The organism is Desulfocapsa sulfexigens DSM 10523 (assembly GCF_000341395.1).
Lineage (GTDB): Bacteria > Desulfobacterota > Desulfobulbia > Desulfobulbales > Desulfocapsaceae > Desulfocapsa > Desulfocapsa sulfexigens.
On record NC_020304.1, the window covers coordinates 3178955 to 3192373 of the forward strand.

Sequence of the window (13419 nt, forward strand, 5' to 3'; positions counted from 1 at the left end):
TACTATTTGTGGTTCCAGATGTTAAATGATGCCTAGGGTATTGAAATACTAACATACCTTTCGTACAGTTCTTGTAAATCTTTAAAAAGACATGATAATGGAATACCCTGCTAAATTTCTTAAACGAACAGAAAGGACACCTACTGCTGTAAGTTACCGCTTCACCAGGCATAAGGGGTTTAGCTTTACAGCCGGTCAATACATGCTTGTAAATTTAGGTGATAAACTGGTTCATCCATTATCACTAAGCAACTGCCCAGAAGAATCTAACTTCATTGAATTCACCAAGCGAATGACCAGCAGTCCATACTGCAGTCGTCTGGAATCCCTTGAAAAAGGTGAGACTATCAACATAAAGGGACCTTTAGGGGATTTTTGCCTCGCTGAGTCACACGAGACTCTTGTCATGGTAGCTGGAGGCATTGGTATCACACCGATCAGGAGTATTCTTACAAGTCTTGAGAAAAAAAAAGAAAACACCGGCAAGGTTATCTTACTCTACGGGAATTTGAATAGAGAGGATATAGCTTTCAAGGATGAATTGGAAACTCTAAAGATTCCCAACTATCATCTGGTTCATGTTTTATCTGACCCAACAGGCATGGAAAACGTTTATCACGGTTTTATAAGCGCAGATATAATTTCAAAAGAGGTCCCTGACTGCAGTAACGCCCACTATATGGTCTCAGGTCCACCTGTCATGGTTGAGGCGATAAAAAAAGCCTTAGCCTCGATTGATGTCTTAGGAGACCACATCCGTACCGATATGTTTCTCGGATATAAGTGATAGGTTACACAATACTTTATTTGCCTACTCTATTAGCTGATCCAAAACAGCGCGATTGTCCCAAACGCAGTCTTGGTCGAGATTCTTTTTGTTACCGAAAGCTTAGTGCTGCAAATCCTACTTGTCCCTCAATGTTGCCTTTAGGCAAGAATAAACCAATCCGGACCAGATTGAATAGTTGCTTCTGCAAATTTCTGACTGCTTTGGCCTGATTGTAGCAAGCGCTATATGACGTGTTTTTCGCATACTTTACGATTCAACTCACAAAGGCGTAACTCCAAAGAAGCTGCATTGGAATTAACTTATGTCGTGCCTTTTTTGCTTGAAGATGAGTTAATAGCAAAAGGCGGAAAGTACCACAAAGTTTAAAATTGGAACTCTTTGGCAGTTATTGATGGTTTGATTGTAACAGGCTAGAACCCTGGTTCGTCAACTGCTGTTGCCGAAGCTTTGCTCAAAGCGCTTAATTAGTTTCAAGGTCCCTGCCTTCAATATGATGTTATGAATTTTAATGGAACGCTCATGCTGATATAGAGGGAAAAATCAGTACCGAAAAGAGTGGGACAAAAGAGATGTAATGAAATTCACATTAGTAAAGCTGACGATTTGACTGGTGGCATGCATCTTTTTGAAAAATAAATTTAACAGGAGGAATCATGGATATAAATAGCTTGATAATATTTCTAGCGATTGGCGCATTAGCCGGGTGGTTTGCTGGCAAAATAATTAAAGGGAGAGGATTTGGAGCCATAGGCAATATTATTGTTGGCGTTGTTGGAGCTGTTTTGGGCGGTTATGTGTTCAGCTTTCTGGGTGTAACAGCGGGAGGGTTAATAGGCTCTATAATTACAGCCACCGTTGGTGCCATCATTTTGTTGTTTGTAATCAGTATAGCTAAGAAGGTCTAATTTATATGGGACGCCATAAACCCATCCCTTGAGGCACATCTGATCAACACGAAACAACTCCTCCTAAGCCGGTAGGCTGAGGAGGAGTGGCAATCAAAAAAGACTTTTATGGTGCCAAACTCTGCAATTTCACGCGACCAACACCTTTTCTTTCAACTATCACAGTTGCCAGTTCCCCGGCAGGAAGTCTCAGGTATGCGGCTGTCTTATACATATTAGGGTTGTCGATGTGCGATTTTTCATTACCGATTCTGACAATGACATCGTTGAGTTGAAAGCCGAGCTTATTTTTTGCTGCCCCTTCTTGATCGAGCCAACTGATCAGACAGAGAGGCTTTCCTTCCTGTTCTTCTGCCAATATATAACGGCTGCATCTGAAGCCCCACTGATATTTCTTTGTATTGTGAAAAGGGTAGCCGTTTTTGTCATAAATATATCCACCGAAGACAAATTCATATGGAATATTGTATAATTCCCTGTCATTTTGACTAAAGTGCCACTCCATTTTGGTGTTAAATCGGAGAACCTTAGACATGGTTAAAATATCTAGCCGCCACTTCCTCTGTTCCTTTATAAAATAATAAGGACTACAGGAACGCTGTTCCAGGGGGTGGATGATGAGTGCCCGTGTCCCGTCATCGGAGTAGACCACTTTTCCGTCATTGCATTGTGAGATAAATCGGTATTCATTATCCATATTAATATCTGTGACAGTCCGTTTCTGGAAGAATTTTCGCGTCGCCTCTGAAAAGATATCGAGATTTGGATTTTTGTTATGGGTCCTGAGACCCATCAGGTGCTTGGCAAGGATATCTTCAGGGGTGTCATCTTCTTCTACAGTAATATTATCTCCCTGTTTGGCCGTCCTATCCATCTGGCCAATGAGCGCATCGCTTCTTGACCCTCCACCCAGACTTTTAGTTTCCATTGGTTCAAGGTACTCTTTGCCCTGCTCTGCCTCCATGGCCCGGTCTTTGATGAGTTCCATCAGCATATACACCCCGTCGGAAATGTTCGAGTCACGAAAGTAAGGGACCATACCCTTACGTTCAATGTAGGAGATAAAGGCATCGGTGTAGATGGGCTCGAGAGCCATTGACACGCCCATTCGCACCTCATCGAGTTGAGAGTTGATCACAAGGAGCAGGGCTCTGCCGCTTGTTGAGCGACTCTCATACTGGAAGTCTTCGTAAGCCTCGTTGGTAAAGGAGGTGATATCCTGCTCGCTCCTGGTTGTCATCACTCGGAAATCGATATCAAAGGTTTTGAGCAGGTAGCTGTTATATTCCCGATAGTGATCCATGACATCCGGAGAAAAATTTATTATTCCTGCATTGTCAACAATGAGAGTGTCTGTTTGGGTAGAACTCTTATCATCTCCAATACAGCCGGCAATTGTCAGCACGGCAAAGAGTATTGCTATATACATGCTCATTCTCTTCAATGGCTCTGCTCCTCGTTGTGGATATCTTTCTGGAAAGATGTATATTATTCTTAGAACAACAAACAGAATCTGATGATTGTCAGTCATTTTTTACAGCATCTAAGATTGCTAGTAGAGGGCTGCAAATAGTTTCACTTCACATGATTTCATGGTACACTTGCTCGTATTGTACGTTTCTGGGATTGGACACTTACTAGAGTTATCTCTTTTTTTGGGTTCTTCCTGTTGCGTTAGGGGCTTCGTTCAACAAAATGATGGATGAGGGGTCAGCCCCAATTTTATGGATCTAACAAAAAAATAAAGTTCATTATATATGCCATTTAAAATTGTTCACAATAAACAAAGTGCTTATCTGACAGTTCAAGTAGAAGGGGTCTTTAATCAAGAAGAATTTGTAAAAATACTAGACGCTATTGTCAAATCAAATGAGTACCCTGAAAATATTAATGCTATTTATGATCTCTCAAACATGTTTTTTGAAAAGATTTCATCTGACTTTCTTTATACATTATCTTTATTAGCCGAAAAATACAGTAAGCAACGATCTGGAGCTAAAACAGCATTAGTATGCCCCGCAGACCTACAATTTGGCGCGGCGCGAGAATGGGATGCATATACAGACCACATTCCAGTGGACAAAACTGTAGTTCGTACAATGGAGGAAGCTATAAAATGGGTGAAAAATGCTGATTGAACATCACCTGGTGATACCTTCTTTCAGTCAAAAAAATACGCTTCTTACCCCGTTGTTCTGCAACACCTGTATTCACAGCTAAAAATACAATTTATTTAAAATTAATGCTTATCCATGATAATGTCCCCTGTAATGCTTGATATTACAAAAGTATTAGTTAAGAACAATTAAGTTCGCCGAACCAGGCAGTGAATTTGACGCAGATAACGTGAAAGTCGCTCCCCAATCTGCTAAGGATTATCATGTGGTTACACGCTTCCTGTTCCCTTGAATTCAACATTCCTGTTCCAACTCCGTTCCTGCTTATGCTGCGCCCCCGGAGCGGAAGGCAGCAATGGGTCGCACGCGAACAGTATGTTTTATCACCAAGCGTTTCGGTAGTTGAGTTTACCGATTCATTCGGTAACCTGTGTCAGCGACTGGTTGCGCCGGCCGGATATTTTTCCGTTCATACCTCCGTTGAGATTGAAACAGCGGATGTATCCGACATGGGCCCTGGAGCCAATTTTGTTGAAGTACAACAGTTGCCCGATGAGACGCTACCATTCCTTTACCCAAGCCGATATTGTGAATCGGATCGTTTTAACGAAATGGCTGCATCTCTCGTGGCAGGCCAGGCTGCTGGCTACGATCAATGCACTGCAATTGTAGACTATATCCGCAACACGGTAACGTACACACCCGGTGAAGGACAGCAGATCATAAGTGCCTCCGAGCTAAACGAGTTAGGACACGGAGTTTGCCGGGATATGGCACATCTAGGCATTGCTTGCTGCCGAGCGCTATCGATACCGGCTCGAATGGTCGTGGGGTATCTTGAGTCACTCGAACCGATGGATCTTCATGCTTGGTTTGAAGCTTATGTCGGAAATCGATGGTACACATTTGATCCAACACAAGTCGGTCTGCAAGGTGGACGTGTCGCGATCGCTTTTGGACGAGATGCGGCCGATGTGGCTATATATACTCAATTCGGTGACCCCGTAAACCAGCTAAATATGCAAGTCAATGTCGAACGAATGGCCGAACCTCCTTTCTAAGACAGGACTTAGTAAAGATTTGAGTCTGCCTGCGACTGGAGTTTTAATCAAGTCAGTCATGCTCATCAGCATTCACAAATAAAAGTTCAGTACTGAAAATCCCGATTTCTATTGTTCTAATAACTAGATTTTAAACAGATAACATGTCAAACAATTTAAAGAAAATAGGGTGTAATAAATCAGTACTGGCATCAATTGACTCAGGGATCCTTGAGCAATTTGATTTAGCACGAGTAGTAGCGGTACACAAAGAAAGCTATACTATAAACAATGGCGAGATCGATGTTTTAGCTGAATTGGTTGGTAAATTGATTTTCAATGCTTCATCGCCTGCTGATTATCCAGCAGTGGGAGATTGGGTTTTGGTGAATTTTTATGATGAAAAGACATTCGCTATAATTCACGAAATTGTATCTCGTAAATCTTTACTGAAAAGAAAAACTCCTGGGAAAAAAGTTGAGTTTCAGCTGATCGCTGCCAATATAGATGTGGCATTCATTGTTCAATCTTTAAATGAGAATTTCAACCTGCGTCGTCTTGAACGCTATCTTGTCGTTGTCAATGAAAGTAATATCCAACCAATTGTATTGCTGAGTAAAAGTGATTTACTGGCTCCTGAAGATATCACAAACAGAATCAACGATATTCAGAAAGTTATGCCGGACTTACAAGTAATTCCCTTTAGCAACGAAAATGAATCTGGTTTGGACTCTGTGAGAAAAAATATGCAACCGGGACTAACATACTGCTTATTGGGATCATCTGGTGTTGGAAAAACAACATTAATCAATAATCTCATCGGGAAATCAATTTATAGAACTGAGGCTGTGAGCAAAAAAGAAAGTAAAGGAAGGCACGTCACAACGCATAGGCAGCTCACTCAATTGGATTGTGGAGCCATGGTCGTAGACACACCAGGTATGCGTGAACTTGGTTTTTTTTCAGTTGATACTGGAATTGAAGAGACATTTTCTGAAATAATGGCTCTTGCTGAAAAATGTCGATACAACGATTGTACACATATCAAAGAAAAAGGGTGTGCAGTGTTGGATGCAGTCGATAAGGGCCTATTGTCTCAGGATCGTTATCATAATTATATGAAAATGTCCAAAGAGTCCACTTACAATGAAATGTCATATCTGGAGAAAAGAAAAAAGGATAAACAATTCGGAAAACACTGCAAGACTGTAATGAATTACCGAAAAAATCTTCGATAATAAAAAAAGGCAGAACCCGTTAAATTCCGTGATCTGCCTTTTTTTAATTGTCGGAGATTTTGAGAGGTTATTCTGTGTTATTTAAACTTCAGTTCAAGGGTTTTCGTATGGAAAAGGTGGTTGATCTGAGAGTTGTCGAATACAGCGATACCAAAGGGGTAACTTTTTGATTTGTCGGTGAACTGGACATCCTGGGTATCGGCGTTTTCACCTTCAGTTCTTAATGCACGCACCACCTCGAGGGTCCATACACCGTCTTTATATTCATTTCGAGAGAGAATGTCTGCTCGGCCGCCCATCATAGGTGCAATGCTGATTCCCGGAACAACATCTCCGGCCTTGAAGTTGTCAACAAACGGTACTTTTTTACTCGGAATCACATAATACATTTCATCCGCAGTTGGATTAAGATTCATAAATGCCGGTCCTGATTTGTCGGCATTATCATTATCCTTGTAACCGCCTTTTCCTGTGTCACCTTTTCTTCCCCATCCTTTATTACTTTTGGGGTCAGTATTGTTATCCATGTATTGATCATCAAACATTCCCATTGGTGAAGAGCGTACAAATTTAGCATGCCACATATCTATGGTCTCCTCTGGAGATGCAGTATATTTTCGTCCTGCAGAAGTATCCCCAGGCTCATCCAGATGGCAGGAAATCATACAGCCTTCCTCTGCAAAGCCCTTGGTGCTGATATTCCAGAACATTGCAAATTTATCTTCATAATAGGTATTGTCATGACCGGTGCTATCCTTGTTAGCCATCTTTTTCCAGGAACCGTCACTCTGTTTGACCCATGGGAAGCGTTCAAGGCTCTTGGTTGGATCAGTATATGTTATAAGGAAGTATATATTGGTGTCATCATAAAGTGATTTAATAATAACGTTTGTTTTGTCCATACCTTTGTAACCATTGCTGGGTTCATACGGTGTCTCATCAACAGTTACGGTAATTGAATCGGCACCGTCCCAGGCTTTATCGGCTCGCCCATCAAGAGTAATAGGTGAACTTGCTCTGCTACTCACAAGGGTCTGATCAGCGGCAATAGCTGTGGTACTGAAGCCAAGAATAGCTGCTACAGTCATAATTTCCAATGTTTTCATTTGCATACCTCCATATTCTGATTATGCACCTTACGGAAACCCTTTTAAAAATCTGCATTACCCGCATCTTTCGTCAAAAAGTCTCTATTAAAATTCATACCGATTCAGTTGCCACCTTTTGGCGGTGGTGTTTTCAAAACCAGGCATAAGGGCTGATTGCTACATTGTAGGACTTTGTGGGAGGTGTTTCCAGATAATGGTTGTTCACAAATGGTGGATTTTTGTGAAGTATACTTCACAGAACGATGGAAGGTGTCTAATATGTTATAATATTTTTGTGGAAAGGAGTTGAAGATAATCAACCATCTTTGCACCAAGGGGGGTTAGTTTATAGGTTTTCCCTTGATCGTGACAGATGAGGTCATTGTTTTTCAGGCTTTTGAGGTGAAAATTAACTTTTGTATGGTCACTGATTTGAAGATATCGGGTAATATCCATGAAACGCATAGCTCCTTTAACTGAAAGAACCCTCAGAATCTGTCGTCGAATCTGATTTGAGAGGCATGAAAGGGTCTCATCCATGTCCTGATCCGATAGTTTCTTGCCAAACTTCAAAATTTCCAGATTCCTTTTTACGGCAACCAGCAGCTCGGCACGTTTGAATGGCTTACTCAGGTAATCATCGGCCCCAATTTTCATTGCTGCAACTGCATTTTCAACCGTTGAAAATGCAGTGATCATAATGGTCTTTATGTTTGGGTAATCTTTTTTTACGAGTGGTAGAAATGCCATTCCTCCCATTCCGGGCATCATGTTGTCTACAATTATTAAACGGGGAGCGTTTCGTTTTATTTGCTGTAATGCTGTCTCAGCATTTTCACAGCCCATTACGGAGAACCCACTCTCTTCAAGAATCTCCATTATGCTTTCTCGTAAATCCAGGTCATCGTCAATGACCATGATCGTTTCAGTGTTCATCGGTTATCACCGGGAAAGATACACGCACAATTACGCCATTGTTCTGATCGCTAACAAACGAAATTTTTCCTCCATGCTGTTTTATAATATTGTACGACACAGATAGTCCAAGACCGGTCCCCTTGCCAACATCTTTTGTTGTGAAGAATGGATCAAATATCATGGGGGCGTCTTCTTTGTTAATGCCATAGCCGGTGTCAGTGATAACTATCACAACATTTTCATTATCCTGAAACGTCGTAAGCGTAATGGAGTCAGTTTCAGTGCAGGCATCAATACTGTTCATTAATAAATTTATAAATACTTCTTCCAGTTTCCAGGGTATTCCCATTATCTTTGGAGCATCATGTAGATCGAAAGTTATGATCGAACTGAGCTTATGGTTTTTTAATAAAACTTTGGTACTTTTTATGATTCGGTTTACATCTACAGGTTTGAGGTCTGTCTGTTTGTCTCTTGAAAAATGTAACAATTCCTTTGCGATGCGGGAGGCCCGAGTGGCATTACGTTCAATGGTGGCAATCTTTTTGTTAACCCGCTCATCATCACCAATTAAATCCTTAAGCATTTCCACATTCAAGGAAACGTTAGTCAGGGGATTGTTTATTTCATGGGCAATGCCTGCTGCTAAAATACCCATGGACGTGAGTTTTTCAGATTGTGAAAACCTTAAGAGGTGCTCATTTATAAGTTCGCGCTGTTCGAGGCTGAAAACTGATAACCCTCTAATGGTAAACGTCATGATAAGAAATGCACTTATTCCCCTGAACACAATTATTTTCACCTCAAAAAAAGGTACAATAAAAGTTGAGGGAATAATGCCTGTTAACACTGCATAGCAAATCATAAAACTGCCTGCATAAATGAAATTACCAGCAACCTTTTTTGAAAATGCCTTAACGGTTCTTGAATAAATAATAAGTCCGACTCCAGCCAGTAAACCGCCAGGGAAAGCTACAAGAAGGCGAGTATTTATGTCTTTTGCGGTGCCAATGTCCAGATAGGCGGCAAACATGATTAATGCCATTGCCAGGATTCCGACCAGTATTTTAATAGTACTGGGAATCGTCTCCAGGGAATTGTCACCATAAATAGTTATAATGTTTAAAAACAAACCGAAATAGAAGAGAAACAGAAAAGAAAGAGAGACGACGGCCAGACGAAAATAAGAAAACAGCGAAGTCTGAATATGTGGATGTAAGTGCTCGAACAGTTCAAGCCACTCGTGAAAGCCATGAGTAAGACCAAAAGCTGCCAGTAACCAGATTATTTTTGCTATACCAAGTTCACTGAGGCGAATATCCCTGGAAAGAATGGATACTCCAAGAGTAAAAAACGCCAAGCCGTATAGAAGGTAAAGTACAAAGTTCAGGCCCACTCAGACACCGTCTGTTTTTGAGATCCCACGATATAGCACCCACATGATATAAATTTACCACAAACAGGCAAGGAAAATATAAAGAATTCACTGGAAAACAAAAACACAAAACAGTGCACTCTGAATAATTGCCTTCACAGTTGCTATGGATTGTTCAATAGTAAATCAGGGATAACTCACATTCTTTGGTGTAAAAAACTGTTATTGTTAGAGGAAAACGGGGAGGTAGCGGGGTAATACTTACAACACTATTGCTCTTTCAATTAACATTGAGGTGTCTACGCCCAAAGGAAAAAAGCAACTTTCAATTGCAATCTGTCCACCTTTGCCAATCAACAAAACATGAAAATCAAAATCCTTAAGCAATGAATAGAAATGTTCGAAGACCTCTGGCCTGGTATTGAGAGAAATTCGACACCCGTTGACAATGTGATGAAAATTTGCAAAATGGTTCAAAATCATGAAAAAACAAACGGCAGAAAAGTATCGGGTTTTTGGGTGGAGCAGTAAACCAGGATAAAAAGTCATCACGTTAATCTGTCCTGCCGTTTCATCGAGGTTGATAGTAACTGAGCAGGAGATATCGGCTCCTGTAATTTTTTGGAAAACAAAATACTCTATTTGGGGCCCATCAATGCAGTAATTGATACCAAAATGATCAAGAAACTGAGGGAGATGGGAGGTGATAAAAGTTGAGAAAATGCCAGGTGGGGAGGGAGTGTCCATTACAAATCACCTTGGAAGAGGTAGAATAAGCGAAGCATGATTGGAACATTAAATTTTCCCTGTCTATTTAACACTACAACGTTCTTGAATATATAGCTCCTTATTCCTTGAGTATGCACCCTCGTAAGAGCATTTAGCTCTTTGTTGTTCAATACGTTTAAAATAAGTAGTATGTATACACTGGTAAAATCGGTAACTTTTACTATTTTAGTTTTAATGAGAAGGGGAGGCGAGTTTGTAACCGCTTAAATAGAGGCAAACGCTCCTCTATTGAGTTATTGACTCTTGATATATACGACTAGGCGAGTAGGTGAGGGTGTGTTTTACTTGGTACTTTTCTAACGGGAAGCAAATCCTTATCACTTCACTTTTTAGAAATGGTACTGAAGATAAACAATGTTGTAGTTACTGCCGCCCTTGATATTACCGAAAATCGACGAGTTGCCGAAGATGCCTGAACGGTGGTGAACGGAATAACCGAGCCAGACATCTTCCAGGGCCTGGACATGCAAGGTTTTGCCAAGATCAAAATCAAGGGAAAAATCGAGATAAAAGAGCCATTTGTTTGCTTCGATTTTCTTGCGATCCATTTCTTCCTGTTCGATGTAACTGATTTCGCCAGCATAGGAAAGACCTTCGCCCATTCCGAAGCGCCAGGTGAAAGGCCAGTCGAATGTGTAGTAATGCTTAATGGCTAACACGAATTCTTGACTTGACTGCTGGACCCCTGAATTCCAATGCCAGGCAATTCCAGGAGTCAGGTAGGATTCCAGGGGCACACCCAGAAAATCGTCGGCCAGTGGATGACCGTAAAAAATCGAGGTAAGCTGGTTATTGTCGTGGTCGCGTTCTCGATTGAAGGAAATGATGTCGCTGAGATCAGAAGGGGTGGCCCAGCCATGGGCTACACGGATATAAGGTTTGGCCTTGATGGTTGTAGAGGGCAGAGGGGGGGCATTTTGATAGCTGATTCCAAGAAAAATATTTTCCTGGAATTCATCCTCCACATAGAAGGAGTTTCTGGCATTGCTGTCAAGTCTGGTTGCTTCTATTGATCCGAGTAGGAATACATTATCAAAGAGGTGATATTTAGCCTCAATTCCCGCAATGACATCCATGCCGGAACCGACATCATCCATGGTCAGACCATAATAATAATCGTTGAACCGTGAATCTTTGAAACGCAAGCCCATGTAAGGACTCATGATTATATTACCACCGTTTATCTCAAAGCCAACCAGCCAGTTTGACGACAGGCGCTGCCTTTCATCTGTCATGAGATCAACCTTAAAAAAAAGAGGGGTTTGATCGGCCTGATAGTGAATCTGAAGGCCCCAATCCAGGACATCAGTGTCGATCTGAGCATCGTAGGTGTCGTCAGGAACATCAAAAAAGCGCCAGCGAGCCAGGAGACGTAATTGCCAATTATCACGGGTCAGTAACTTGATTCCGCCTTCAAGGCCGTCAAGGAAAAGATACTCACCTTCAAAATAGAGTAGGGGAATAAAGTCGTTTTTTGAAGAGTCATCACCTTTGAATGGAATAGAGGCCATCCTTGCCGCGAAGCCTATTCCCCATTTCTCCTCTTTGTGTTCAAAAATTGAAGGGGTAGTGTCTAGGTGGGAAGAAGTGGGTTCTAAGGCCATGGCCCCGGTACAAAAAACAAGGGGAAAAGAAATGAGTAAGAGAATAAGGGTTTTTGTCGATATTTTCATAACAAAGCACCTGTAAAGTGGGTCTCAATGACAACAGAGCTGGTTAATTAAAGGAAAGAGTTCGTCGGGAGATTCGGGTGATCTCAGGAGAGAAGTATAATTGAAAAAGAGCCTGCCCTTAAAACTTTTTGTAGAATTCATACCATAAATTTGATATTGGCAAAACCCTTTTACTTAAAAATTTTTTGGGCTCTCGGGTCTTGTCTCACTGCGATTTTTAGCGTTTGTGGTGTAGCCCTGCGTGAATTAGAACTCTCCATCATTTGAAAATAGTACAGGGTTGGACTATCAGTTTTTGGTGATCTGGTGGATTAGGATCATTTCTTGAAACTGGCTTGCAGGGAGCGAGGACAGGTGCTTATTGTATGTTTTTTATGGGGACCGCTATGTAGATAAAAGTCCTTGGTTGGTTGGTCTCTTTTTTGTGTCTTACATCGTATACTGCAGAAGCAAGATCACTTAGTAATTACCCATATCCGCAAAAACAGAATTTATGCTATTTACACGTTACCCTAAGGTTTTTCTGTTTGGGATAGTAAACAAATGATATTAAATTAAACATTGTCCCATGATTAGAAGAAATTCCAGATACAGGTTTTCAAAGAGATACCTCCTTCTCATTTTCTGTCTTCTCCTGCTCGTTCCTCGCAATGGTCAGGCAGCTGCCGCGAATATGAAGGAGGAAGGTAACAGCTATTACTCCAGCAACCGCTATCTCAGTGATCCTGATCTCAAAGAACTGTTCAGAGATCAGCCGAAAAAAGATACTTTTGACCTGAATGTATACTATGATTCCCTGGAGCCTCCGCACCAGGATGGTTTGTTGGGGAGATATTCTGTTCTGATGGAGGATTCTTTCTATTTCCTTATCCCAGCTTTTACTGTTTTGGGTGTACTCTACCTTATGCCTGAAGGTGTCAGTAATTGGGATTGTGATGAAATCACCTGGAATGAGTCCTTGGAGGACTGGAATGAGAATGTAAGTTCCTGGCGAATGGATCCGGATGAGGCTTGGATTAACTTTGTAGGTCATCCTTACTTTGGATCCACCTATTTTATTTACGCAAGGCATTACGGGTATTCACGACTTGAATCACTATTCTTTTCTTTTGCGATCTCTTCAGTATATGAAATAGGTCTTGAGGCCTGGGCTGAACCGGTTTCTATCCAGGATATGATAGTTACCCCTCTTCTTGGCTGGGGCCTTGCCGAGGTACTTCTTCCTATTGAACATCACATTAAAGAAAACAAGGGAAGGGTCTTTAATAGTCGTATTCTCGGGGCCACAGCTCTTTTTCTGGTTGACCCGTTTGGTCATGTAGTACCGCCTCTCAAAAGATGGATGGATTCTCTATTTTCCTCGGATACTAAAGTTAGCTTTATTCCCACCTACAGTAGAACAAATCGAATCACTCAGGATGACCGGCAAAAGTCGCATGAAGAACGATACGGATTTCAGTTGACCATTCAGTGGTAACTAAAATCT

12 protein-coding genes are annotated in these 13419 nt (G+C 41.4%); 6 read left to right on the top strand and 6 right to left on the bottom strand.

All coding sequences use genetic code 11. The features are described from left to right. The first annotated feature begins 97 nt into the window (after positions 1 to 97). Complete coding sequence (locus UWK_RS14160) at positions 98 to 787, top strand: FAD-dependent oxidoreductase (protein ID WP_153304905.1); 690 nt, start codon at positions 98 to 100, stop codon at positions 785 to 787. A gap of 656 nt (positions 788 to 1443) precedes the next feature. Beyond that, on the top strand, positions 1444 to 1695 hold the full coding sequence (locus tag UWK_RS14165) for a GlsB/YeaQ/YmgE family stress response membrane protein (protein ID WP_015405074.1): 252 nt from the start codon (positions 1444 to 1446) through the stop codon (positions 1693 to 1695). 106 nt (positions 1696 to 1801) lie between these two features. Here the strand turns inward: UWK_RS14165 and UWK_RS14170 are convergent, their stop codons facing one another. Beyond that, positions 1802 to 3124 (bottom strand): TPM domain-containing protein, encoded by a 1323-nt coding sequence (locus UWK_RS14170; RefSeq protein WP_015405075.1) that lies wholly within the window; start codon positions 3122 to 3124, stop codon positions 1802 to 1804. A gap of 328 nt (positions 3125 to 3452) precedes the next feature. Here UWK_RS14170 and UWK_RS14175 point away from each other — a divergent pair, with 328 nt between their 5' ends. From UWK_RS14175 to rsgA, 3 genes are all read left to right on the top strand, one after another. Next, positions 3453 to 3833 carry a hypothetical protein gene (locus UWK_RS14175; protein WP_015405076.1) on the top strand — a complete coding sequence of 127 codons (381 nt, stop codon included), beginning with the start codon at positions 3453 to 3455 and terminating at the stop codon, positions 3831 to 3833. 242 nt (positions 3834 to 4075) lie between these two features. Beyond that, positions 4076 to 4873: a transglutaminase domain-containing protein gene (locus UWK_RS14180; RefSeq protein WP_015405077.1), complete on the top strand. Its 798-nt coding sequence runs from the start codon at positions 4076 to 4078 to the stop codon at positions 4871 to 4873. Between the two features lie 143 nt (positions 4874 to 5016). Beyond that, positions 5017 to 6090, top strand: coding sequence for a ribosome small subunit-dependent GTPase A (gene rsgA / locus UWK_RS14185; RefSeq protein ID WP_015405078.1), 1074 nt, complete (start codon positions 5017 to 5019; stop codon positions 6088 to 6090). A gap of 77 nt (positions 6091 to 6167) precedes the next feature. Here the strand turns inward: rsgA and UWK_RS14190 are convergent, their stop codons facing one another. The 5 genes from UWK_RS14190 to UWK_RS14210 form a co-directional block, all read right to left on the bottom strand. Next, positions 6168 to 7196 carry an ethylbenzene dehydrogenase-related protein gene (locus UWK_RS14190; RefSeq protein WP_015405079.1) on the bottom strand — a complete coding sequence of 343 codons (1029 nt, stop codon included), beginning with the start codon at positions 7194 to 7196 and terminating at the stop codon, positions 6168 to 6170. Between the two features lie 264 nt (positions 7197 to 7460). Then, complete coding sequence (locus UWK_RS14195) at positions 7461 to 8114, bottom strand: response regulator (protein WP_015405080.1); 654 nt, start codon at positions 8112 to 8114, stop codon at positions 7461 to 7463. Continuing rightward, on the bottom strand, positions 8104 to 9492 hold the full coding sequence (locus tag UWK_RS14200; RefSeq protein ID WP_015405081.1) for a sensor histidine kinase: 1389 nt from the start codon (positions 9490 to 9492) through the stop codon (positions 8104 to 8106). Before UWK_RS14200 ends, UWK_RS14195 begins: the two co-directional genes overlap by 11 nt. Before the next feature lie 240 nt (positions 9493 to 9732). Continuing rightward, complete coding sequence (locus UWK_RS14205) at positions 9733 to 10218, bottom strand: hypothetical protein (protein WP_015405082.1); 486 nt, start codon at positions 10216 to 10218, stop codon at positions 9733 to 9735. Positions 10219 to 10589: 371 nt separating this feature from the next. Beyond that, positions 10590 to 11933, bottom strand: coding sequence for a MipA/OmpV family protein (locus UWK_RS14210; RefSeq protein WP_015405083.1), 1344 nt, complete (start codon positions 11931 to 11933; stop codon positions 10590 to 10592). Positions 11934 to 12501: 568 nt separating this feature from the next. Here UWK_RS14210 and UWK_RS18695 point away from each other — a divergent pair. Beyond that, on the top strand, positions 12502 to 13410 hold the full coding sequence (locus tag UWK_RS18695) for a DUF3943 domain-containing protein (protein ID WP_015405084.1): 909 nt from the start codon (positions 12502 to 12504) through the stop codon (positions 13408 to 13410). Positions 13411 to 13419 lie beyond the last annotated feature (9 nt).

What these genes read in the sequence shown, in the direction of transcription:
- UWK_RS14160 (WP_153304905.1), top strand. Translation starts at nt 98, where the DNA reads ATGGAATACCCTGCTAAATTTCTTAAACGAACAGAAAGGACACCTACT.
- UWK_RS14165 (WP_015405074.1), top strand. Translation starts at nt 1,444, where the DNA reads ATGGATATAAATAGCTTGATAATATTTCTAGCGATTGGCGCATTAGCC.
- UWK_RS14170 (WP_015405075.1), bottom strand. Translation starts at nt 3,124, where the DNA reads ATGTATATAGCAATACTCTTTGCCGTGCTGACAATTGCCGGCTGTATT.
- UWK_RS14175 (WP_015405076.1), top strand. Translation starts at nt 3,453, where the DNA reads ATGCCATTTAAAATTGTTCACAATAAACAAAGTGCTTATCTGACAGTT.
- UWK_RS14180 (WP_015405077.1), top strand. Translation starts at nt 4,076, where the DNA reads ATGTGGTTACACGCTTCCTGTTCCCTTGAATTCAACATTCCTGTTCCA.
- rsgA (WP_015405078.1), top strand. Translation starts at nt 5,017, where the DNA reads ATGTCAAACAATTTAAAGAAAATAGGGTGTAATAAATCAGTACTGGCA.
- UWK_RS14190 (WP_015405079.1), bottom strand. Translation starts at nt 7,196, where the DNA reads ATGAAAACATTGGAAATTATGACTGTAGCAGCTATTCTTGGCTTCAGT.
- UWK_RS14195 (WP_015405080.1), bottom strand. Translation starts at nt 8,114, where the DNA reads ATGAACACTGAAACGATCATGGTCATTGACGATGACCTGGATTTACGA.
- UWK_RS14205 (WP_015405082.1), bottom strand. Translation starts at nt 10,218, where the DNA reads ATGGACACTCCCTCCCCACCTGGCATTTTCTCAACTTTTATCACCTCC.
- UWK_RS14210 (WP_015405083.1), bottom strand. Translation starts at nt 11,933, where the DNA reads ATGAAAATATCGACAAAAACCCTTATTCTCTTACTCATTTCTTTTCCC.
- UWK_RS18695 (WP_015405084.1), top strand. Translation starts at nt 12,502, where the DNA reads ATGATTAGAAGAAATTCCAGATACAGGTTTTCAAAGAGATACCTCCTT.